Consider the following 22,291-nt stretch of genomic DNA (forward strand, 5'->3'; position numbering starts at 1 on the left):
CCCGGCGAAGCGTCCTGGGTGGCGGGGTTGCCGCCGCAGCGGTGCCGCTGCTGGTGCCGACGGAGGCGGTCGCCGCACCGGCAGAGCCCGAGGCCGCAGCTCCCACCCGCGTGACGGTCCGGACCGAGGTCAACGGCAAGCCGGTCACCCTGCAGGTGGATCCGCGAGCAACGCTGCTCGACACGCTCCGCGACGGACTGGAGCTGACCGGTACGAAGAAGGGCTGCGACCGTGGTCAGTGTGGAGCCTGCACCGTGCACGTGGACGGTCGGCGGGTGCTGTCCTGCCTGACGCTGGCCGCCACCGTCGGCGGCCGCGCGGTGACCACCATCGAGGGCCTGGCGCAGGGCGGGCGGCTGCACCCGATGCAGCAGGCGTTCATCGAGCGCGACGGTCTGCAGTGCGGCTTCTGCACGCCCGGGCAGATCATGTCAGCCGTCGCCATGGTGCACGAGGGGCACGCGACGACCGATGACGAGATCCGTGAGCGCATGTCGGGCAACATCTGCCGGTGCAGTTGTTATCCGTACATCGTTGACGCGATCCGCGACGCGCAGCGGGTGATGCGGTGATGCGGGCCTACACCTTCACGCAGCCGCGCTCCGTCGCGGAGGCGGTGGCACACGGCGGGTCGGGGGTCGAGTTCCTCGCCGGCGGCACCACCCTGGTCGACCTGATGAAGCTCGACGTGCTGGCGCCGACCCGGGTCGTGGACATCAACCGGCTTCCGCTGCGCGGCATCACGCTCGACCGCGACGGACTGCACATCGGCGCGCTCGAACGGATGAGTGACGTCGCCACCGACCGTCGGGTCCGGCGGGACTATCCGGTGATCGCTCAGGCGTTGGAGTCGAGTGCGTCCGCCCAGCTCCGCAACATGGCGAGTATCGGCGGGAATCTGTTGCAGCGCACCCGGTGCGGCTACTTCCGGGACGTGACCACCCCGTGCAACAAGCGGGAGCCCGGGAGCGGTTGCCCGGCGCTGACCGGCGTCAACCGTACGCACGCGATCCTCGGCACCAGCGACGCCTGCGTGGCGACCCATCCCAGCGACCTGGCGGTCGCGCTGGTGGCACTCGGTACGGACGTGCACCTGGCCACCGCGCGAGGCACCCGTACGGTGCCACTCGACACGTTCTATGCGCTGCCCGGCAGCACTCCCCACGTCGAGACCGTGCTGCGACCCGGCGAACTGATCACCGGGATCAGTGTGCCCCGTTCGATGTGGGCGCCGAACTCCCGCTACCTGAAGATCCGTGACCGGCAGTCGTACGAGTTCGCCCTCGCCTCGGCAGCGGTCGCCGTCGAGTGGCGCGGTCGCGGCCGTGTTCGTACGGTCGCGCAGGCGCGGATCGCGGTCGGTGGGGTCGGATCCGTGCCGTGGCGGTTGCCGACGGTCGAACGCGCCCTGGCCGGGCAGCCGGCCACCGCCGAAAATTTCGAGGCGGCGGTCCGCACCGCCGCGGACGGCGCCCGGCCCCTGTCACACAACGGGTTCAAGCCGGCGCTGCTGCGACGTACGCTCCTCCGGGCCCTCACCCTCCTGGTGGAGAGCCGATGAGCGGCGCGGACCCGACCCCGACCCGGCATGGCGGCGGCCATGCTTGAACTCGCCGCCGAGCTTCTCACACGGGTCCGCGGCCGGACACCGTTCGTGACCGCCACCGTCACCTCGGTGCAGGGCAGCGCACCGCGCCAGCCCGGCGCGTCCCTGGTCGTCGACGCGGACGGCGCCGTCCTCGGCAACGTCTCCGGCGGCTGCGTCGACGCCGCCGTCCACCAGGCATGTCAGGAGATGCTTCAGGGCGACCACGACCCTCGGACCCTCCGGTTCGGATACACCGACGACGACGCGATCGGTGTCGGTCTCACCTGCGGCGGGACGATCGAGATCTTCCTGCGCCACCACCGCGCCGGGGGCGAGCCCGGTCTGGAGACGGCGTACGCCGCCGTCGTGGGTGACGAGCCGGTCGCCGTGGCCACGATCGTGCGCGGCCCGGACGCCCACCTCGGACGGACGATCGTCGTGCGACCCGGGCGGCCCACCGAGGGCACACTCGGCGACGAGCAGCTCGACGAGGTGGCCGTCCGGCACGTCACCGGCGCCCTGCACGCCGCGACGACCGGCACCGTGGAGATCGGGGTAGCCGACAGCTACTGCCAGGAGCCGATGACCATGCTGGTCGAGTGCCACGGTCCGGCACCACGGATGCTCATCTTCGGTGCCGTCGACCACGCCGCGGCCCTGGCCCGGCTGGGTGCCTTCCTCCACTACCGGGTCACCGTCTGCGACCCACGAGCCACCTTCGCCACGCCGACCAGGTTCCCGTACGCCGACGAGGTCGTCGTCGACTGGCCACACCGCTACCTGGGTACGCAGCGCGTGGACGGCAGCACCGTCGTCTGTGTGCTCACCCACGACCCGAAGATCGACGTACCGCTGCTCACCGCCGCCCTGCGGCTGCCGGTCGGCTACGTGGGGGCGATGGGGTCGCGGCGTACCCACGAGCAGCGCCTGGTGCGGTTACGCGAGGCCGGCCTGAGCGAGGTCGAGCTCCGCCGGCTGCACTCGCCGATCGGGCTCGACATCGGCGCCCGCACCCCGCAGGAAACGGCGCTGTCCATCGCGGCGGAGATCGTCGCCCACCGGCTCGGCGGCACCGGGCTGCCGCTGCGCAGTGGGGTACCGCTGCACCGTCGCGTCGGCCCACCCGGCTTTCCGGCCTGGCCGACGGGACACCACGAGCACAGCGTGGGCATCACCCGACCACGGTCCTTCTCTGGCAGTCAGGAGTGACGATGACCGTCTCCCCACTCGGCCGCGACGTCGACCGCGTCGACGGCCGCGCGAAAGTCACCGGTGCCGCCCGGTACTCCGCCGACTACCCGCCCTCGGACAGTGCCGCGAAGCTGGCCCACGCCCACCTGGTCACCAGCACGATCGCCCGGGGCACGATCGCTGCCATGGACACCGCCGCCGCGCGGAACGCCCCGGGCGTCCTCGCCGTGTACAGCCCGCACCACCCGCTCGGGATGCAGGTGGTGCCCGGTGTGGGGGAGACCTACGCACCGCTGCAGGACACCCTGGTCCGGTTCCGTGGGCAGATCATCGCCCTGGTCGTCGCCGAGAGTGCCGAGCAGGCGCGTGACGCCGCCCGGCTGATCGTCACGACCTACGACGAACAGCGGCCGCGTACCTCGATGGCCGACGAGCCTCGCGTACCGGCCGACGGGGGACCCACCTGGCCCGCGCCGAGCGCCACGGTCCTGGCTCCCGGCGTCGCCTCGATCGAGGCGGCCCTGGCCGCCAGCGACGTCGTCGTGGAGGCGTCCTTCCACCAGCCGTTGCAGCATGCCGTCGCGATGGAACCCCATGCCGTCCTCGCCGAGTGGAACAGCGACCGCACCCGGCTGAACCTGTACAGCGGCGCACAGCTGCCCCACCTCTCCGCCATGGCGGCCGCCGTGCGGCTCGGCGTGCCACCGGCTGCGGTGCGGCTGATCAGCCCGTACGTCGGCGGTGGTTTCGGGAGCCGGGTGATGCCGTGGTACGACGCGGCGCTGGCCGCAGCCGCGGCCCGTGAGCTGGGTCGTCCGATTCGGCTGGTGCTCTCCCGGGAGCAGGTTTTCACCGTCGTCGGGCACCGCAGTGCGATCGATCAGACCATCAGGCTGGGCGCGTCCCGGGACGGAGTCCTCAACGCGGTCAGTCACGTGACCGCCGCCTCGATGCCGTTCGTCGGCTACCGGCACATGCAGCCCGCCGTGGACACCTCGGCCGTGCTCTACCGCACGCCGAACCTGCACATCGACCAGCGGCACGTCATGCTCGACGTGCCGCCGACCTGCGCCATGCGGGCGCCCACCGAGGCTCCCGGGTCCTTCGCGCTGGAGACCGCGATGGACGAACTCGCGGTCGCCACCGGCATCGACCCGGTCGAGTTGCGACTGCGCAACTACGCCACCGCCGTGCCCGGAACGGGCCTGCGATGGTCGAGCAAGCATCTCGACGAGTGCTACCGCGTGGGCGCCCGGCGCTTCGGGTGGTCGTCCCGCCGCGCCGGGCCCCGCAGGCGGGTCGACGGGGAATGGCTGGTCGGCACCGGGATGGCCACCGCCATCTATCCGGGAGCGCGCAGGCCGGAGCCCGTCCAGGCCCGGGTCCGGCTGCGCGACGACGACACCGTCGTGGTCTCCACCGCGACCGCTGACACGGGCACCGGCGCGATGACCATGGTGGCGATCACCGCGGCGCACGAACTGGGTGTCCCGCTGCGCCGGGTGACGTCCGAGATCGGTGACAGCGCGCTGCCGCCGGGTGCCCCGTCCGTGGCGTCGGCCGGTACGTCCACCACCGTGCCGGCGGTCGAGGCCGCCGTCTCGGCAGCGCTGGCCGCACTCGTCGAGGTCGCGGTGACGGACCCGGGATCACCCTGGTACGGCGCCGGCAGCGATGAGCTGACCTACCGGAACGGCCAACTACGCGGCAGGGGACGCACGATGTCCTTCGGCCGCCTGCTCGGCACGATCGGCCGTCCGGCCGTCGAGGCCACCGCGACGGCCCAGCCGGGCCCGGAGGCCTCCCAGTACGAGTTCCACAGTTTCGGCGCGCACTTCTGCGAGGTCAGGGTGAACCGATACACCGGCGAACCCCGCGTCACCCGCTTCACCACCGTGGTGGACATCGGTCGGGTCGTGAACGCCCAGGCCACCCGGAGCCAGATCGTCGGCGGCATCATCTTCGGCATCGGTCACGCCCTGCTGGAGGACGACCCGCTGGAGCTCGACACCGGGCGGTTGGCCGCCGGCAACATGGCCGACTACATGGTCCCCGTCAACGCCGACGTCCCCGCTCTCGACGTCCACTGGCTCGACCGGCCCGACCCGGTCATCAACACCCTGGGAGCCCGGGGGGTCGGCGAACTCGGCACCGTCGGTTCGGCCGCCGCCATCGGCAACGCCGTCTACGACGCCACCGGCATACGGATCCGCAGCCTCCCGATCACCCTCGACAAACTGCTGTCGGCCGGGCAGGGGACGGCGGCCTGAGCGGTCGGGGTACTCGCGGGCGCGAAGCGCCGGACGATCGCACCCCGACCCGGGGTGTCCCCGCCGTGGACAGCGGCGGGGACGCCCGGTGTCCGGTTAGAGGTTCTTCTTGTTCAGCAGCAGGTTCGGGGTGCCGGAGAGGCTGCCGGTGACCACACCGCTGGTGCCGTTGGCCACGATCCAGTTGTGCACCGTCGCCTGGCTCGCGTCGCCGTTGGTCGCCTTCCAGAGGGCGGCCACCCCGGCGGCGTGCGGCGTCGCCATCGACGTGCCGTTGAGCGAGGCGGTGGTCGAGGTGGGGTACGTCGAGACGATGCCCGAGCCGGGGGCGTAGATGTCCACGCAGGACCCGACGGAGGAGTAGCTGGCCCGCGCGTCGGTGTTGGTGGTGGCGGCGACCACCAGCGCGGCGGTGAGGTTGCGCGGCAGCCGGTCACACGAGTTGCCGCCGGTGTTGCCGGCGGAGGCGGCCAGGAACACGCCGCTGTTCATCATGTTCGTCAGCGCGGTCGCCAGGCTTGCACTGTACGTGTAGTTCCAGGAGGCGTTGGCCACCGCGGGCTTGTTGGCGTTGCGGGTGACCCAGTCCACCGCACCGATGGCGGCCGACAGCGTGCCGCCGCCGGAGCAGTTCAGCCACTTCACGCCGTACAGCCGGACGTTCTTGGCGACGCCGTGGCTGGTGCCGCCGATGGTGCCGGCGACGTGCGTACCGTGGCCGTTGCAGTCGGTGTTGTTGGTGTCGATGGCGTTGTAGGCGAACTGGGCGCGCCCACCGAAGTCGGGGTGGTTGGCCTGGATGCCGCTGTCGATCACGTACGCGTGCACGCCGGTGCCGGTCGAGTTGTAGGTGTAGCTGCGCGACAGCGGCAGGGTGGTCTGATCGATCCGGTCGATGCCCCAGGCCGGCGGGTTGGTCTGGGTGGCGTCGACCACGTCGTACTGGATCACGTCCCGCTCGATGCTGAGCACGTTGGCGTTGTGCGCCAGCTCGGCGACCTGCGCGGCGGTGAGGCGGGCCGCGAAGCCGTTCACCGCGCGGCTGAAGTAGGCCGACGGGGCGGCCTTCAGGGCGCGGGCCGGCACGGTGGCGTCGGCGCCGGGCTTCATGGTGACGACGTACGCGCCGGGGATCACCGCGACGTCACCGGCCGCCTGCGGGGTGGTGACCGGTACGGCGACCGCCCGGTACGGTCCGCCCGCGGCCATCGCGGGTTGCGGCAGCGCGAGCAGGCTGGTGACGACGGCGGTGGCGGTGATGCCGGCGGCGAGCACGACACGACGCCGACGAGGTAGGCGTGCTTGTGACACGGAGCCTCCTTGGAAGCAGACCACCCGTCGTGGATGATCTTCGATGTCACAGGAGGCTAGCGGTGCGCGGGCCGACATATAAGTCTGTGGATGTTACGGATTGGTACCGAGGTGGGTCGCGGGTGACAGACGCCAGGCCCTAGTCCAGGTGCCCTCGCAGCGCCACGCGGCTGCGCGGCAGTCCGTGCTCGGTGACCAGCATCGAGACGTTGCCGAACTCCACCCCGTCGATCAGCCAGGGGTCGGTCGCCTGGGCCAGCGTCTCGGCGAGACGCCGCTGCCGGGACGTCAACGCCGTGGCCGGGGTCCCGGCCGGTAGCGGCCCGTCCGGGAACGCCGACCGCAGCGCCTCGCCCAGCACGGTCAACGCCCGCTCGCCGTCCACGCCGGGCAGCCGGTGCAGCAGCGCGTCGAACGCGCGGTCGGCGTACCCGGGGCCGAGCTGCCGCAGCGCGAGCGCGGCGTACCCGGCCAGGTCGCCGTCGAGGAACGGCACCCACCCGTCGTCCGGCGCCGCCTCGTCGGGTGGGTCGGCGGCCCAGGTCAGCAGCGTCTCGGCGGTCGCCTCGTCGGCCCGCGCGCCGAGCACCCGGGCCCGCCCGACCGCGGCGGCCCACCGCACCCTCGGATCCGGGTCGTCCCGCAGCCCGACGTCCGGCGCGGCACCGAGCAGTCCGCCGGCCACCAGCATGGTCGCCCTCCCGGCCGGACCGGCCCCGGCCATCGCGCCGGCCAGCGCGGGCAGGCTGCCGGCGGCCTCCTCCGGAAACCAGGCCAGCGCGTACGCCGCCGGCACGTGCAGCCCCGGATCGGCCTCGTCGAGCAGGCGGCGCAGCAGCGGCACCCCGGCGCGTACCGCGTCGTAGACCGCCAGATGCGTGTACGCCCACAGTCGATCCCGGTCGGCCTCGGACAGCGATTCGAGGTACGCGTACTCGACGTACTCCCTCGGTGGCGGCGTGGCGGCGAGCAACTCCCGCCCGCCCTCGGCGGCGCGGCGGAACGCGGCCACCGGGACGCCGTCCGGCAGGACCGTGGCGTCCTGGCCGATCGCCAGAGCGGCCAGCAATCCGACGACGTCCCCGCGTTCCGGGACGGCCGGATCGGCGAGCAGTTCCAGCAGGAACGGCACCGCGTACGCGCTCGCCTGGAAACGATTTCCCTGGTGGACGATGGTGGTGTAGAGACTGCCGAGCGTCTCGATCCGGAGGTCCGGATCGGGGGAGGTCAGGTCCCGCAGGCGTCCCGGGACGTCGTCGGCGGCACCGTAGGCGTGGCCGAGCCGCCGCCACTCGATCTCGTCAAGCCCGTCGAGCACGCCCCATCGTCTCCCGCCCCCGGCGCTGTTCCGCCGCCGGGGCAGATCTATCGACTTCTTGCTATGTTATCGCTCACAGGTTACCGTCCCTTCGGGAGTGAGGGGCACGCGCCAGCGCTCGGCCGCGCCCGCGAATCGGCGCGGCCGAGCGCACGGCACCAGGCCGGTCGACGGGCATCCCGGCCGTACCCACCACCACGGCGCCCTGCGCCACCCGCGCGTCCACGCGACGCGGAATGGAGTAACACGATGTCCAGGCGTAGATCGTTCTTCGGGCCGGTGCTGCTCGCCGCCCTTCTCCTGGTGGCCGCCGCCGCCACGGCGGTGACCGGCAACCTCGGTCGCACCGCCGCCGCAGCCGAGGTCGGCACGCTCGCCGCGACCGCCGGGTGCGGCAAGACCCCGACCCTGCGCAGCGGTACGCACACCATCCAGAGCAACGGCAAGAGCCGCAGCTTCATCCTGCGGGTGCCCGACAACTACCAGAACACCAACCCGTACCGGCTGGTCTTCGGTTTCCACTGGCGCGGCGGGACGGCCACCGACGTCGCCACCGGCCAGACCGTGCAACGTGACGCCTGGGCCTACTACGGGCTGCTGCCCCTGTCGAACAACAGCACCATCTTCGTCGCGCCGCAGGGGCTGAACAACGGATGGGGCAACTCCGGCGGCGAGGACATCACCTTCGTCGACGACATGCTTCGGGTTATCGAGGCGGATCTCTGCGTGGAGACCACCCAACGCTTCGCCCTCGGCTTCAGTTGGGGCGGTGGCATGAGCTACGCGGTCGCCTGCGCCCGGCCGAACGTGTTCCGCGCGGTCGCCGTGTACGCCGGTGGCCAGATCAGCGGATGCAGCGGCGGCACCGGCCGGATCGCCTACTTCGGGGCACACGGCATCCGGGACAACGTGCTCGGCATCGCCGGTGGACGCACCCTGCGCGACCGGTTCGTCGGCAACAACGGCTGCACCCCGCAGAACCCGCCGGAGCCGAGCCAGGGCAGCCTGACCCACCGGACCACCACGTACTCCGGATGCGCGGCCGGCTACCCGGTCGTCTGGGCGGCGTTCGACGAGGGACACATCGCCGCCCCGCAGGACGGCGCTCCCGGTGACAGCGGTTCGCGGACCTGGCTGCCGGGCGAGACCTGGCGCTTCTTCACCCAGTTCGGCGGCACCACCCCGCCGCCGACCACTCCGCCGCCCACCACGACCCCGCCGACCACCCCGCCGCCGACCACCCCGCCGCCGACCACCCCGCCGCCGGGTGGCGCGTCCTGCCGGGTCACCGCCACGATCAACGCCTGGAACAACGGCCTGACCGAGGACCTCACCATCACCAACACCGGCAGCTCGGCGATCAACGGCTGGTCGCTGGTCTTCACGCTGCCCGCCGGGCAGACCATCACCGGCGGCTGGAACGCCAGCTACTCGCCCACCTCCGGGCAGGTGACCGCGAGGAACGTCTCCTACAACGGCACCATCGCCCCCAACGCGTCGGTCAGCATCGGGTTCCAGGCCAACCACACCGGCAACACGGCCCGACCCAGTGCGTTCACGCTCAACGGCGCCACCTGCACCGTCGCCTGATCGTGCGGGGGCGGAGCCGGGACGGCTCCGCCCCCGCTGATCGTGGCGGTGCCCGCCTCATCGTGGCACTGTGGCTGTTGGCGCGTCGGCGTGTCGAGCAGCCACAGTGCCACGATCAGGGATGGGCTTAGGCTGCTGCGGTGCCGTTGACCTTTCCCGCGCATCTCGCGCCGGTGCTGGCGCTCAAGGTCTGGCGGCCACGGTGGTGTGACGGCGTGGCACTGAGCACCGGTGCCGTGGCCCCGGACGTCGCGTACCTGGCCGCCGGGGCGGACGGCCGGACCTTCGCCGACACCCACTCGTGGCCCGCGCTGTTCTGGTGGTGCCTGCCGGTGGCGGTGGCATACGCGGCGGTGGTCCGGATCGCCGGTCCCGATGTCGCGGTCCACCTGCCCGGGAACCGGTGGTTCGGCTGGCGGGGGTACGCGCTGCGGGGACCGGTGCTGCCGCACCGCCTGTGGATTACGGTCGGGTCGGCGGTGGTCGGCGCGGCGAGCCACCTCGGTTGGGACTGGCTCACGCACACCGACGACTGGCTGCGGGTGCTGTTCGGGGTCGACTGGTCCCAGGTCAGCGGCGTCGCCTGGTGGACCGTGTCGGACCTGACGAGCACGGTCGTCGGCAGCGCGCTGGCGGTCGTACTCGCGGCCCGGATCGGTCGGCGCGGCGGGCGGGAGGCGGACGGACTCGCGGTCCCGACCCGCCGGCCGACCCTCTTCTGGGGTGTCGCCGGGGCGGTCGTCGTCGCCGGTGCGGCGGGTGTGACGGTGCTGCCCGGTGCCGACCTCCTCGCGCCGACCGGCGTCCGGCTGTTGCACGTCGCCGCGCTGGCGCTGCTGGCCGGTGGACTGGCCGTGCGGGTCAGCTCGCGCGGGCGGCGCGACGTCTGGCGACGTACGGCAGCGCGAACAGGTACAGGCCGGTGAAGAGCAGCAGGAACAGCGGCGGCAGGGGCAGGAAGTACACCCATTCGGCCGGTTCCTGTTGCCCTACCACGACGACGGTGACGACGACGACGGCCACCGTGAAGACGATCGACGTCCACCGGTGTACCTGACGGATCCACGCGTTGCCCCTCACCGGAGCCTCCCTCCGGACCGAGCAGCCGCACCGGCGCTCTGCCGGTGGGTGCTCGACCGAGAATCAGGCTATGGCCGGGCCGCTGACCTGCGCTTCTCGATTCCTGACCGGTCTGTGCACCGGTGACCGGCCGGGCCATTCCGAAGCCCCGGTGGTGGGCGAGGCTCAGGGCTTGCGGCCCACCGCACCGTACGCGTCGATCGCCACCGCGTCCGGGTCCGCCGGCCGCCACAGCGGGATCGGCACCAGGCCCGGCTCGACCAGCGTCAGCCCCTCGAAGCAGGTGCCGAGCTGCTCGGGGCTGCGCAGGATGTACGGCACACCGCCGCTCTGGGCCAGCCGTTCCGCGCCGGAGACGACCTCTGGGCTGGTGTCGGTGCCGTCCCAGAGCACGAGGTGGCTGCCGGGGGCGGTGGCCTCCATGGTCCGGCCGACGATGGCACGGATCACGTCCAGGTCCGGCTCGTAGCCCATCACACCCATGTACATCACCGCGACGGGCTGGTCGAAGTCGAGCGTCTGGGCGGCCTCGGCGAGGATCTTCTCCGGGTCGTGGTAGTCGGCGGGCACGTACGTGGTGACGCCCTCGGAGGTGGTGCTGGACAGCAGCGCGCGGGCGTGGACCAGCACCATCGGGTCGTTGTCGACGTAGACGATGCGCGAGTCGGGCGCGATGGCCTGGGCGACCTCGTGGGTGTTCTGCATCGTGGGCAGGCCGGTGCCGATGTCGAGGAACTGTCGGACGCCCGCCTCGGCGGCCAGGTAGCGTACCGCCTGGATGAGGAACTTGCGCGACTGCTGGGCCATCACCACGATCTCGGGGTAGACCTCCGCCACGGCGTCACCGGCGGCGCGGTCGGACTGGAAGTTGTCCTTCCCGCCCATCCAGTAGTTCCAGATCCGGGCGGCGTGGGGCACCTCGGGCTGGAGCTTCGCGGCGAGTTCGGGATCCGGGCTGGCCATGCCTAGCTCCTGTCGACGGGATCGGGTGACGGACCTGCCGTTGATCAAATCATCGTACTCAGGGTCCGTCCACTGTCGAAGGTGAAGATACCGCCTCGGGCGGGAATCCCATGCCCCTCGACCTTGCCCGCAGGTGGCAGTCTTCGGGTCGTGGGAAGCCTGATGGCGCAACTGCCTGCCCTGCTCGGTGTGCTGATCGGCACCGTCGGCACGATCGTCGCCACCTCGCTGGCCGACCGGTCCCGCTGGCGGCGTACCCAGACGGTGCGCTGGGACGAGCGGCGACTCGACGCGTACGCGGAGTTCGCCCGGGCGCTCAAGGAGGTGCACGCCACCTCCGGCCGGCTGTTGCCCGGATGGCGAGGGGTCCCGGTGGACCGGGAGCGGGAGCTGGCCAACCTCGTCGAGGCCGATTTCCGCCATACCTTGGCCTGGGAGAACGTGCTGCTGCTCGGCGACGGCCCGACGGTCACCGCGGCACGGGCGTGGCGCGACGCGGTCTGGGCGATCGAGCGTGTCGCGCAGGGGAATCCCACCGACGACCTGTCGGCGCTGCTGCACCGGGCCAACGAGGCCCGCGACCACTTCTACGACGCGGCCCGGGACGGCCTGGGCGTGGGCGGCGGTTCGGTCGCCCAGGCCACCCTGTTGCAGGGCCGCCTGGGCGACCGGAACCTCCCGTCCACCGCGACCCGACCCCCCGTCGACCGCCCGGCCGGGTCGCGGTGACGCGGCCGGGTCAGCCGCCGTGGTCGTGGTGGAGCGCGCCCGGTGCCTGACCGGGCTCGACGACCACGAACTGCCCCATCATTCCCTGGTCCTCGTGCCACAACAGGTGACAGTGGTACATGTACGGCACGGTCGGGTCCGCGTACTCGGTGAACCGCATGATCAGCCGGAAGCGCACCTCCGGCGGGAGATAGATGGTGTCCTTCCACCCGGCGAGCTCCGGCGCGGGCGGCCGGCCGTCCACGCTGAGCACCTGGAACTGCACGTCGTGCACGTGGAAGTTGTGCGGCTGGTGGTGACCGTTCCAGACCTCCCAGACCTCGGTGGTGTCCACCGTGACCACGGTGTCGATCCGGTTCATGTCCATCGCCTGGCGGTTGATCAGGTTGTTGCGCAGCTCGAAGCGCCGCGTCGCGGCAGCCGAGGACGCGTCCAGCGCGTCGATGCGCGCCAACCGCGTCGGCGGCGCCGCCGACGGCGTCAGCCGGGTCGCCGCCCGCAGCAGCAGGACGTCCAACGTGTCGGCCGCGCCGACGCTGCGCTCCCGGCCCGCCGCCAGACCGAGCTGCTGCGGGTACGACCGCAGCGTCGTCGTCTCACCCGCCACCATCGTGACGACGACCTCCACCCGTTCACCCGGAGTGAGCAGGACGCGCGTCATCTCGACGGGCGCGCGGAGCAGTCCGCCGTCGCTGGCGATCACGGCGAAGCCGCGACCGTCGGCGAACCCGAGCGAGTAGCTGCGCGCGGTCGAGGCGTTGAGCAGCCGCAACCGGGTGCGCTCGGCGGTGACGTCGAGCACCGGCCCGACCGTACCGTTGACCAGGATCGTGTCGCCGACCATGCCGTTGTCGCGCCGGGACGTCTCCAGGAGGCGGCCCTTCGCGTCGAAGGTCTTGTCCTGGACGATGACCGGGATGTCGTCGACGCCGTACTCCCGGGGCAGGTCCAGCACGGACTCCTCGTCGTCGTCCACGATGAACAGCCCGCCCATGCCCCGGTAGACGTGCCGTTCGGTCCTCCCGTGCGGATGCGGGTGGTACCAGAGCGTCGCGGCCGGCTGGTCGACCCGCCACGACGGTGACCAGACACCACCGGGCGGCACCATCTGGTGCGGTCCACCGTCGGCGGCGGCGGGCAGGTGCATACCGTGCCAGTGCAGCGTGGTCGCCTCGTCGAGCCGGTTGGTGAAATCGATCCGCACCGTCTCGCCGCGCCGGGCCCGCAGCGTCGGACCGAGCAGCGGCCCGTTGATCCCCCAGGTCTCCGCGTCGCCGCCGGGCACCAGGGCGGTACGACCGGCCTGGGCGGTGAGGTCGAAGACGGTGACCCCGTCCCGGCGCGTCGGCCGGGCCAGCTCGGGAATGCGTAGCGGGTTGCGGAAGTCGACCGTGCCGGAGGTGTCGATCGGCCCCCTCGGCTCGAAGATATCGCAGCCGGTGACCGAGGCGAGCGCGCCCGCACCGACCCCGAGCGCACCGAGCCGAAGCAGGGCGCGGCGGCTCATGCCGGGGGAGGGGCGGCTCACGACAGCGCCTTTCGCTCGGCCCGGCCGTCGGTGGTTCGGGTCACGGTAGGTGGGTCGTGGGTGGGCCGGGTGGTGGCGTGCGGAACGTCGCCGAGGTGGGCGTTCATGGGCCGGGTCTCGGCGCGTGCGGTGGGGCGCGGGCGTCGGGGCAGGGTGATGCCGCAGAGCAGCAGCGAACCGAGGAGGATGCCGACACCGAGCGGCACGTGGATCACCAGGATGTCGGCGTACCCCATGCCGAGCTGGAAGGTCTCGGCGGCGAAGAGCAGCAGCGCCAGCACCGGTGCCCAGAGGCTGCCGCCGCCGGGACGCCACCACAGCACACCCAGCGGGATCAACGCCATCGACAACGAGACGATGACGCCGCCGTTCGCGCCGTGCAGCAGCAGCGCCGTGCCGTCCCCGTCCAGGCTCCAACCGGCCAGGAAGGGTTGCAGGCAGGCCAGGGCGGCGTGCCCGACGACCCCGACGACGAGCAGCACCCGCACGATCCGGTTGAACACGGTCATGCGGGTCGAGGGCTCAGGCACGCGTCGCCCCCGGACCGTACGGCGACTCCGGCCGGTGCGGGACGCGATAGGCGTACTGCTCGCGGGCGGCCTTGGCGCCCATCCGGAGGAAGAAGCCCAGGGTGAGGTCGCGGAAGAGGTTGCCGGCGGCGGAGCTGACCTTGCGGTCGCCGATCTGGCGGCCGAACCGCACGATCTTCTCGGCGCGGGTCTTGCGCTCGGCCACGAAGCCGGCGAAGGCGGTCTCCGGCCGATGCCCCTCGCTAAGGTGGCGTGCCAGCACCACCGCGTCCTCGATGGCCAGGCTCGCCCCCTGGCCGGTGGACGGGCTGACCGCGTGCGCGGCGTCGCCGACCAGGCAGACGGTGCTCGTGTGCCAGGTGGACAGGTCGGGCAGGTCGTAGAGCGGCCAGGCGCCGAGCGAGCGGTTCGCCGCGCCGAGCACGGCCCGGACCGGCGGCGGATCCTCGGCGTGCAGCTCCCGGATCCTCGTCATCCAGTCCTGGTGGTCGAGGTTGTCGAACTCGGTGCGCTCCGGCTCGTCGCGCCGGGGCACGTTGGTGAACCAGTAGGCGAGCGAGTCCCGCACCACGAAGCCGAAGAACGCCTGGTGACCGAAGTACATCTGCTGGCGGTTGGTGTCGGGCAGGTCCACCGTCGTCCAGCCGCCGCAGTCGACGATGCCGGTGTACCTCGGTCGCGGTGCGGCGGGCCAGGTGAGCCGCCGTACCGTGGACCAGATCCCGTCGGCACCGATCACCGCGTCGACCTCGACGGTCTCGTCGTCGGCGAAGACGGCGGTGACCCCGGCCGCGTGGTGGCGCAGGTCGACCAGGCGCGCACCGAAACGGTAGCGGGCACCGGCCGCCTGGGCGCGCCGGGTGAGTTCGGCGTGCAGCCGGGCCCGCCGGAGCACCACCCCCCGCGCACCGTACCGGTCGAGGTCGTGCTCCCCGGCCAGCTCCGCGATGCGCCGGCCCCGGGCGTTGTGCATGTCCAGCCCCGACACCTCGAAGCCCTCGGCGGCGCTGGGCACGTCGCCGAGCCCGATCGCCCGCAGTGCGTTCACCCCGTTGGGCGCCAGCGTCAGGAACGCACCGCCCAGCGCGTCCCGGCTGTGGCGGGACTCCGCCACCAGTGGGTCGAACCCGGCCTGCCGCAGCGCGACGGCAAGTGTCGAACCGGCGATCCCCCCGCCGACGACGAGAATTCTCATGCTCAAGCCCCCGTTAAAATGTTTCGTTCGACCGAACGAACGATTGGAAGTTAGCATGGTGCCATGAGCGGGTCAACGCAGGAAGAACCGGCCCGAGCCGAGGCGCTGGGCGCGTTGGCCGACTCCGGCCGCCTGCTCAGCACGGCGATGGTGCTGTTCCACACGAACCTGTCCCGGCGGGTCGGCCTCGGCCCGACCGAGGAGAAGGTCCTCGAACTCGTCCAGCGGCACGGTCACCCGTCGGTGAGTGAGCTGGCCGAGCAGACCGGCCTGGCCAAGAACTCGATCAGCGACGTCCTCGACCGGCTGGAGAGCAAGGGCTTCGTCACCCGCGAACCCCACCCCCGCGACGGCCGCAAGGTGGCCATCGTCGCCACCGAGGAGGGCATCGCCCGGATCGGCCGCCTGTTCATCGGCATGATGACCCGACTCGGCGAGTTGAACGCCGAGTACCGAACCGAGGAGTTGGCGCTGATCGCCGAGTACCAGCGCCGCGCCGCCGAGATCCAGGCCGCCGAGGCCCGCAACCTCGCCGAGGGCACCGCCTGACCGGGGCTGGTCGCCCGGTCGCTGGGGCGAGACCAGGCGGGATCGGCCGGCCGATCGGGCGGGATGGCCCGGTCGGGTGGGACCGCTCAGGCGGGGTGACCCGGTCGGGCCGGGGTGGGCCGGTCGGGCGGGGTGGCTCGGTCGGGGGGACCGGTCAGGCCAGGTGGGTCGGGTGGGCCGGTCGGGTGGGACCGATCAGGCCGGGTGGAACGGTTAGGCCGAATGGGTCGGGGCCGGTCAGGCGGGATGGGCGGGTTGGTCGAGGATGGCGCTGAAGCGCTCCTCGGCCAGGTCGAGCTGGTCGAGGATGTGCCGCCGCACGGCAGGGGAGAGCGGAGTGTCCGGGCGGGTGACGAGATCACGGTAGACCGGCACCAGCGGCCGGTACTTTCGCGCCGACGACTCGACCTTCGGCCCGACCGAGTGGATCACGCCGACGCCGTTGTCCGTGAAGTCGGAGATCTTGATGACCCGCGCCCACGGCTCCCGCTCCAGGCTGGCGGCGACGTGCTCGTGGTACTGCTCGTTGCGGTCTCGCCCCGGATCCCACGGCGGATTCGTCACCGCCGCCACCAGCCGCGCCACCCGGGCCCCGAACCGCTCCGCGAGCACCTCCAGCGCTGCCCCGGTCTGGTCGGATTCGCCCGGGTCGCCGACCGTCGGGGCCTGGTCGGATCGGTCCCGCTCACCGCTCGCGGGGGCCTGGTCGGATCGTCCCCGGTCGCAGACCCCGGATCCAGCCCGCTCACCGGCCAACTCGACCGGATGGTCCTCCACGGCGTCGTGGAGCAGCCCGGCGACGATCACGTCGACGTCGCGTACCTCGTAGTAGTGCACCATTCGGATGGACACCCGGAGCAGGTGGTTGACGTACGGCTCGCGGGATCGTCGGTCGTCCCGGTGCAGCCTTGAGGCCAGCGCCAATGCCTCGTCGAGGCGCTGCCGAACCTCCTCGTCGAAGACCTTGATCTCCAGCCGGAACCGCTCCCGCAGACCGGCCTCGCCGTGCATCTCGGTGATCGCGTGCATCGGCATGGTGGCCAGATACGGTGGCAATTCCATCCGTCCCTTATAACCGATCGTCCCGACCCGCTGGGGACCACCAGTCCGCCGACCCGCCCCGGCGCGCCGCCGCTGCCTTCTTATCGTGGCAGTGTGGCTGTTACCGCAGCGGCGTGTCGAACAGCCACACTGCCACGATAAGCCGACGCACATTCCCGGGCCGCCATAGCAGATGGAGGGGCGGGGGTGGGGGGGTTGTCCACAGGGGGCCGTTCGTCCACAGGTACGGGGGCTCGTAGCTGCGGGACCTGGGGGCTGGGTGGCACGGTCGGGGGCGTGGACGTGGTGCTGGCGGAACTGGTGGAGCGCGGGCGCGGCCTGGTGACCCGGTCCGTCGCCGAGCAGGTCGTGCCGGAGTGGATCCTGCAACGAGCGCGCACCAACGGTGAGCTGGTGCGGGTACTGCCCGAGGTGTTCGCGGCAGCACACCTGCTCGATGAACAGGGCGGGCGGGCGTGCACCTCGCCGCTCAGCCGGATCGGCCCCGACCTCGGCCGCCGCGCAGTCGCTGCCTGGTTACGCGAACGCGGTGCGTTCAGCCACCTCACCGCCCTCGACGTCTGGGGGTTGCGTGCACAACTGCCCGGGGACCTGCTGCACGTGAGCGCGCCAGTCGCCAGCGGCCTACGAAACTGGCCCGGAGTCCGGGTGCACCGACGACGCCACTTCACCCTCGTCCCACCGTCGGTGCTGGTACGACAGGGACTGCCGGTGACCACCGTCGAGCGTGCCCTCGTCGACTCCTGGCCGATGCTCTCCCCGGGCGAGCAACGGACGCCGATGATCAGGGCGGTCAACGACCGACTGACCACGCCCGGGCGGTTGCAGACCGCGCTCGACCAAACGGCGAGGGTGGCGGGCCGATCCACGCTGCGAACGCTGCTGGCCCGGCTCGCCGATGGCTGCCGCAGTCCGTTGGAGATCTGGGGACACGAGCGGGTCTTCACCGGCCCGGGCATGCCGACGTTCCAGCGGCAGGTGCGAATCCGGCTCGGCCGCCGCAACGTCTACCTCGACCTTTATGCCGAACCGGAACGCGTCAACATCGAACTCGACGGCGCCACCACCCACGGTGACCCACGACAGCGCGAGATCGACCTGCGTCGCGACGCCCAACTGGCCGCCCTCGGCATCCTGGTCGTCCGCTTCGCCCACCGTCGGCTCGTGCGCGAGCCGGAGACCGTACGCCGAGAAGCCGTCGCCATCCGGGCCACCCGCCGACCCCGTTGATCCCCGGAACCGCACGTGCTCATCCGTCAACCGACGACCACCGCCCTGGTGCGACGCGCGGAAGTGCGAACGAGCCGCACCGACTGCGGCGGAGTGCTGGCGGCGGGGCGGAGACCGGCGAGCTGGACGTAGATCTCGCGTTTGGCGATGGCGGTGCCGTGCCGGTCGATGACGTACCCGGTCAGCCAGATCCAACCGTCGTACGCCTGGCGGTCGCTGGTCGAGACGACGCGCAGAGTCAGTGCCCGGCCCCCGGCGAACTGCACCGAGGCGCGACCGTCGATCCGGACCAGGTCACCGGGGGCCGGGCGCGCGGTCACCAGCGTGCCTGGTTCGGTGGTCGGCAGTGCCGGGCGTGCATCGACTGCCAGTCGCGCAGCGCCCGCTTGAGCCGCTCGTTCTCCTGGGCGAGCTTATGGATCTGCTGGTGCAGGTCAGCAAGATCGTCGGCGACCGTGGCCTGGAACTCGCGTACCTGATCGGGGTCGACCCCACGGCGACGCGGGGCGAACGTGTGGTTGCGTACCTCGTGCGGGGTCAACCGGGTCGGGCGACCGGTCCCGTAGGGCTGGCCACCTCGATACACCTGGGCCACGACGGTCCTTTCCTCGGGGCAGTCTGGAGCGTGGAGGGTCGGTGCGGTGGTGCGTGGAAGGGCGGACCGTGCGTGGCTGGCGTCCGCACGGCCCGCCCGCTCGGCCGCCGCAGCCCGTTCGGCGGTACGACGACAGAGCAGCTCATTGGGTCGGGACGGGCACGCGCACCCGCCCCGACCAGGGGGAACCCCTCCGGTCCTTGTTGCCACGCAAGGGGAGAGGCGTGATTCAACTTAGCTGTCCCAGTCATCTGAGTCAAACGGTGAGTTGTTGTGGAGTGTCGTTGCGTGATCGAATTGGTGTGCCACGCAAGGGGAAGGTCATGCCGATCACCGCCGACTACATCCGCATCGCCGACGAGATCGTTGCCGACATCAGAGCCAACCGGCTCAAGCCGGAGGACAGGCTGCCCTCGATTGCGCAGCTTGCTGCGAAGTACAAGGTCAGTCCGTCAACGGTCAAGCAGGTCTACGTGCGGCTGGAGGCCCTCCGGGTGATCTGGCGGCATCAGGGTAAGGGTGTGTTCGTTAACCATCCCAAGCTCTGGATGCGGGAACCCTAGGCGGTTGCTCGGTCGCTGGTCGTACGGTCTGTCGTGGTCAGCGGGTGGTGATCCGGGCGGTGAGGTCGAGGGCGGCGCGGATCGGGTCGTCGGACCAGCGGCTGGCGAACACGTCGTGCAGGCGCCAGCCGGCGCGGGCCAGGGTGCGGTGCCGCTCCACGTGGGCGTCCACCCCGTCCGGATGGACGCCGCAGATCACCCCGACCGCGTCCGCGTCGGCACCGACGCAGAGGTCTATCCGCCAGCGGCCGACCGGGTAGCCGGGTCGCACCGGCACGCCGATCCGGTCGAGTTCGTCGGCGAGGGCGCGGGCCCACGGCTCGGACGCGGGTGCGTCGGCAATGGTGGACACCGGCGGCTGGGCGGCGTACCGGAGGTAGTCGGCGACGATGCCGTCGGGGGAGCGCAGCGAGGTGACCACCGTGAGCTGCTTCCGGGCCCGGGTGACCATGACGTTGAACAGGTTCGGGTCGGCCAGGAAACGGTGCCGGCCCGGCGGGTCGTCGTCGACCAGGCCCAGCGAGACGATCACCACGTCCGCCTCGCTGCCCTGGAAGGCGTGCACCGTGCCGGAGCGCAGGCCGAGCCGTTCGATCTCGTCGACGTCGTACGCCGAGAGCAGGGCCGCCTCCACCGCGTCGGCCTGCGCGCGGAACGGGCTGATCACCGCGATGCCGCCGCCGGGCGGCTGGGTGGCGAGCTTCCCGACCAGGTCGAGTACGGCGTCCACCTCGGCCCGGTTGACGCCGTCCACCACCGCGGCGTCGGTGGTCGTCAGCACGTCGATGGCGTCGTTACGTTCGGTGCGGGGGTGCCGGGTGACCAGCTTGAGCCGGTCGCCATAGAACCGCCGTGCGGAGAACCCGATCAGGTGCGGCGTGGACCGATAGTGCTCGCCGAGCCAGGTGACCGGTGCGGCACCGGCCGCCAGGTCGAAGGCGCTGGACCGGCGTACGTCCAACCGGTCGGCGAAACGGTCCAGCCCGTGCCGGTGCAGGGTGGCGGTCACGTCCTCGTCGGAGACGAAGGAGACGAACCGCAACTGGCGCGGGTCACCGGCGACCAGGGCGCGTCGGGCCCGGGCCAGCACCGGGGCGGCCCGCAACTGGTCGACGTGCGCCGCCTCGTCCAGCACGACCAGATCGAACATGCCGGACACCGGCGGCAGCAGATCCTCCACGTCGGCCACCGTGCCCACCCAGAGCGGCAACGCCCGGACCAGTGCCTCGGCGTCCAGCCCGGCGAGCATCTCGCGGCGACGGTTGCGACCGGCCCGCAGCGCGGTGCCCAGGGCACCGGCGGCCCGGCGGGCGTCGCCGGTCCACCGTCGCGCGCTGGTGACCTGGTGTCGCAGCGCGGTGCCGACCGTCTCGGCGAGCGCGGCGTCCGCCTCGGCCAGCGCCGACCAGGCGGCCGACAGGTCGGTGCCGCCGTCCGCCGGCAGTCGCGCCGCCGCCCGTACCGCCTCGGCGGCCTCCACCGCTGCCCGCAGCCGTTCGGCGGGTAGCTCGGGACCGGCGCCGGTCAGCCGTTGAAGCCGCCGGGCGGCCCGGGCCCGACGCAGCCGGGACCACCAGCCGGTACCCGCCCGGCCCGTGTCGGCCAGGGCCCTCCGGATCGCGGCGAGGTCGGCGTCCGGCGTGAAGACCCCCGGAGCGTCGTGGCCCAGCGCCGGCAGTAGCGGCTGCCAGCCGGGCAGGGTGGCGGCGAGCCGTTCCTGCTCCAACGCCGCGCTGATGCCGGCCTGGACGGCGCTCACCCGGTCCCGGGCGGCGGCCACGGCGGCGGCGTCGTCCCGCAACTGGGCGTCGTCCACTCCGGCCGCGATGCCACCGGCGAGGTCGGCGGCGACGGTCTCCCGTCGCTCGGCGTCGCCGAAGAGGACCGGGGGCGGGCCGGGATGCCGCCGCAGCAGCCCGCCGAGCACCTCTGCGGCGTGCGCGGACTGCGTCGCCACCAGCACCGACCCGCCCCGGCCCACGGTGTCCAGGGCGGCGGCGACCAGGGCGTGACTCTTGCCGTTGCCGGGTGCGCCGGAGACCACCACCACCGTCTCGGTCCGGGTCCGCCGGACCACGTCCCGCTGCGCCTCGTTCAGCGCCAGCGGCGACAGTACGTCGTCCCCGTCCGCCCGGCCGTCGGTGCCGGTGCCGCTGCCGCTGCGGATGCTGCCGCCGCTGCCGATGACGGTGCTGCTGTCGGTGCCGGTTCGGTTCGGCGTGCCGTCGGGCATGCCGGCCGGGCCGAGGTAGATCCGGGTCAGGGCCGTATCGGCCAAGCCGGGGCGGCCCGCCCAGTTGAGCAGGGTGTCCCGTAGCCGGCCCGCGAACACGTCCCGGGTGACGAACAGCGCCGCTGCGGCCACCCCGGTCAGGGTCGTCTCGTCGACGCGACGCGGTGGCCTCGGCACGACCCGGTCGACCGTCAGGCCGGCGGCCTGAGCCGCCGTGGTCACCCAGGCGGCGGTGCCGGGCGCGGTCAACCAGCCGGGACCGGCGAGCCCCGGCGCGGCCTCCAGTCGGGCGGCGAGGTCCCGATCCTCGATCAGCGAGGTCAACTCAAGGTCACCGGCGGGAAGCACCCGGTAGGCGCGCCGCCCGCGCTCCAGGCGTACCGGCTGGGCCAGCAGCGGCAGCCGGACCCGACGGCGCGTTCCCGCCACGTCGACGCCGCCGACCAGGAACGCCAGGCCCAGCCGCAGGATCCGCTCGTCGCGGTGCAGCGCGTCCAGCGCCGCCAGCCGATCGAGTCGGGCGGTACGGGGACCCCGGTGCGGCTCGGGCAACCAGATCAGCGGACGCCCGGTCCCGGACACGTCGAACACCCGCTCCGCGCCGGCCGGAGCCAGGTCGGCGAGAGCGGTGAGAATCGTCGCCGCGCGCATCGCCCGCCGATTCTGCCGTACGCCGTCCCGACCTGCCGTCCGCGTGCCCCGATCTGCGGCACCTCGACGGTCGCGCCGACGCGCACCACCTATCGGCGACGCACACAGCGGTGGG

General features: G+C 72.3%; 21 protein-coding genes. 10 read left to right on the forward strand and 11 right to left on the reverse strand.

Annotated features, from left to right (window positions below; genetic code table 11):
* The first annotated feature begins 110 nt into the window (after positions 1-110).
* Genes ABT008_RS17005 through ABT008_RS17020 form a run of 4 tightly spaced genes read left to right on the forward strand, consistent with a single transcriptional unit; the run spans position 111 to position 5,049 of the window.
* Positions 111-572, forward strand: a complete 462-nt coding sequence (locus ABT008_RS17005; protein ID WP_350697388.1) for a (2Fe-2S)-binding protein — start codon at positions 111-113, stop codon at positions 570-572.
* Positions 572-1,561 (forward strand): FAD binding domain-containing protein, encoded by a 990-nt coding sequence (locus ABT008_RS17010; protein ID WP_350697173.1) that lies wholly within the window; start codon positions 572-574, stop codon positions 1,559-1,561. The genes ABT008_RS17005 and ABT008_RS17010 overlap by 1 nt, the downstream gene beginning before the upstream one ends.
* 39 nt (positions 1,562-1,600) lie before the next feature.
* The gene (locus ABT008_RS17015; protein ID WP_350697174.1) at positions 1,601-2,797 is read left to right on the forward strand and encodes an XdhC family protein; all 1,197 of its coding nucleotides are present in this window, start codon (positions 1,601-1,603) and stop codon (positions 2,795-2,797) included.
* Positions 2,798-2,799: 2 nt separating this feature from the next.
* A complete protein-coding gene (locus ABT008_RS17020; RefSeq protein WP_350697175.1) occupies positions 2,800-5,049 on the forward strand; it encodes a xanthine dehydrogenase family protein molybdopterin-binding subunit in 2,250 nt (749 codons plus the stop codon).
* 96 nt (positions 5,050-5,145) lie between these two features.
* Here the strand turns inward: ABT008_RS17020 and ABT008_RS17025 are convergent, their stop codons facing one another.
* Entirely contained in the window at positions 5,146-6,360 is a 1,215-nt protein-coding gene (locus ABT008_RS17025) for a S8 family peptidase (protein WP_350697176.1), read from the reverse strand.
* Between the two features lie 139 nt (positions 6,361-6,499).
* Complete coding sequence (locus tag ABT008_RS17030) at positions 6,500-7,678, reverse strand: hypothetical protein (protein ID WP_350697177.1); 1,179 nt, start codon at positions 7,676-7,678, stop codon at positions 6,500-6,502.
* A 249-nt stretch (positions 7,679-7,927) separates the two neighbouring features.
* Here ABT008_RS17030 and ABT008_RS17035 point away from each other — a divergent pair, with 249 nt between their 5' ends.
* Complete coding sequence (locus tag ABT008_RS17035) at positions 7,928-9,268, forward strand: CE1 family esterase (protein ID WP_350697178.1); 1,341 nt, start codon at positions 7,928-7,930, stop codon at positions 9,266-9,268.
* 140 nt (positions 9,269-9,408) lie between these two features.
* Positions 9,409-10,194: a DUF4184 family protein gene (locus ABT008_RS17040; protein WP_350697179.1), complete on the forward strand. Its 786-nt coding sequence runs from the start codon at positions 9,409-9,411 to the stop codon at positions 10,192-10,194.
* On the opposite strand, the gene ABT008_RS17045 is transcribed toward ABT008_RS17040, so the two are convergent.
* Together ABT008_RS17045 and ABT008_RS17050 are read right to left on the reverse strand one after the other, a co-directional pair.
* Positions 10,130-10,348, reverse strand: coding sequence for a hypothetical protein (locus ABT008_RS17045; protein ID WP_350697180.1), 219 nt, complete (start codon positions 10,346-10,348; stop codon positions 10,130-10,132). The two genes, ABT008_RS17040 and ABT008_RS17045, sit on opposite strands and share 65 nt — an antisense overlap.
* 165 nt (positions 10,349-10,513) lie before the next feature.
* Positions 10,514-11,311, reverse strand: a complete 798-nt coding sequence (locus ABT008_RS17050; protein WP_350697181.1) for an SAM-dependent methyltransferase — start codon at positions 11,309-11,311, stop codon at positions 10,514-10,516.
* A 162-nt stretch (positions 11,312-11,473) separates the two neighbouring features.
* On the opposite strand from ABT008_RS17050, the gene ABT008_RS17055 reads away from it, so the two are divergent.
* Positions 11,474-12,040, forward strand: coding sequence for a hypothetical protein (locus ABT008_RS17055; protein WP_350697182.1), 567 nt, complete (start codon positions 11,474-11,476; stop codon positions 12,038-12,040).
* Between the two features lie 10 nt (positions 12,041-12,050).
* Here the strand turns inward: ABT008_RS17055 and ABT008_RS17060 are convergent, their stop codons facing one another.
* From ABT008_RS17060 to ABT008_RS17070, 3 genes are read right to left on the reverse strand one after another with little or no spacing between them, the layout of a single operon-like run.
* Positions 12,051-13,568 (reverse strand): multicopper oxidase family protein, encoded by a 1,518-nt coding sequence (locus tag ABT008_RS17060; RefSeq protein ID WP_350697183.1) that lies wholly within the window; start codon positions 13,566-13,568, stop codon positions 12,051-12,053.
* Positions 13,565-14,098: a hypothetical protein gene (locus ABT008_RS17065; RefSeq protein WP_350697184.1), complete on the reverse strand. Its 534-nt coding sequence runs from the start codon at positions 14,096-14,098 to the stop codon at positions 13,565-13,567. Before ABT008_RS17065 ends, ABT008_RS17060 begins: the two co-directional genes overlap by 4 nt.
* Positions 14,091-15,293, reverse strand: coding sequence for an FAD-dependent monooxygenase (locus tag ABT008_RS17070; protein WP_350697185.1), 1,203 nt, complete (start codon positions 15,291-15,293; stop codon positions 14,091-14,093). Before ABT008_RS17070 ends, ABT008_RS17065 begins: the two co-directional genes overlap by 8 nt.
* Before the next feature lie 63 nt (positions 15,294-15,356).
* Here ABT008_RS17070 and ABT008_RS17075 point away from each other — a divergent pair, with 63 nt between their 5' ends.
* The gene (locus tag ABT008_RS17075; protein ID WP_350697186.1) at positions 15,357-15,842 is read left to right on the forward strand and encodes a MarR family transcriptional regulator; all 486 of its coding nucleotides are present in this window, start codon (positions 15,357-15,359) and stop codon (positions 15,840-15,842) included.
* Between the two features lie 237 nt (positions 15,843-16,079).
* Here the strand turns inward: ABT008_RS17075 and ABT008_RS17080 are convergent, their stop codons facing one another.
* The gene (locus ABT008_RS17080; protein WP_350697187.1) at positions 16,080-16,904 is read right to left on the reverse strand and encodes a phosphohydrolase; all 825 of its coding nucleotides are present in this window, start codon (positions 16,902-16,904) and stop codon (positions 16,080-16,082) included.
* A gap of 276 nt (positions 16,905-17,180) precedes the next feature.
* Between ABT008_RS17080 and ABT008_RS17085 the strand changes: the two genes are divergently transcribed.
* On the forward strand, positions 17,181-18,134 hold the full coding sequence (locus ABT008_RS17085) for a DUF559 domain-containing protein (RefSeq protein ID WP_350697188.1): 954 nt from the start codon (positions 17,181-17,183) through the stop codon (positions 18,132-18,134).
* Positions 18,135-18,160: 26 nt separating this feature from the next.
* Here the strand turns inward: ABT008_RS17085 and ABT008_RS17090 are convergent, their stop codons facing one another.
* Both ABT008_RS17090 and ABT008_RS17095 read right to left on the reverse strand, forming a co-directional pair.
* Positions 18,161-18,454 (reverse strand): hypothetical protein, encoded by a 294-nt coding sequence (locus ABT008_RS17090; protein ID WP_350697189.1) that lies wholly within the window; start codon positions 18,452-18,454, stop codon positions 18,161-18,163.
* Positions 18,451-18,729 carry a DivIVA domain-containing protein gene (locus ABT008_RS17095; protein ID WP_350697190.1) on the reverse strand — a complete coding sequence of 93 codons (279 nt, stop codon included), beginning with the start codon at positions 18,727-18,729 and terminating at the stop codon, positions 18,451-18,453. The genes ABT008_RS17090 and ABT008_RS17095 overlap by 4 nt, the downstream gene beginning before the upstream one ends.
* Before the next feature lie 323 nt (positions 18,730-19,052).
* Between ABT008_RS17095 and ABT008_RS17100 the strand changes: the two genes are divergently transcribed.
* The gene (locus ABT008_RS17100) at positions 19,053-19,292 is read left to right on the forward strand and encodes a winged helix-turn-helix domain-containing protein (RefSeq protein WP_350697191.1); all 240 of its coding nucleotides are present in this window, start codon (positions 19,053-19,055) and stop codon (positions 19,290-19,292) included.
* A 37-nt stretch (positions 19,293-19,329) separates the two neighbouring features.
* Here the strand turns inward: ABT008_RS17100 and ABT008_RS17105 are convergent, their stop codons facing one another.
* Positions 19,330-22,176, reverse strand: a complete 2,847-nt coding sequence (locus tag ABT008_RS17105; RefSeq protein ID WP_350697192.1) for an AAA domain-containing protein — start codon at positions 22,174-22,176, stop codon at positions 19,330-19,332.
* Positions 22,177-22,291 lie beyond the last annotated feature (115 nt).

The sequence above is a fragment of the Micromonospora sp. NPDC002389 genome (genome assembly GCF_040296095.1).
In the GTDB taxonomy this organism is placed as follows: domain Bacteria; phylum Actinomycetota; class Actinomycetes; order Mycobacteriales; family Micromonosporaceae; genus Micromonospora.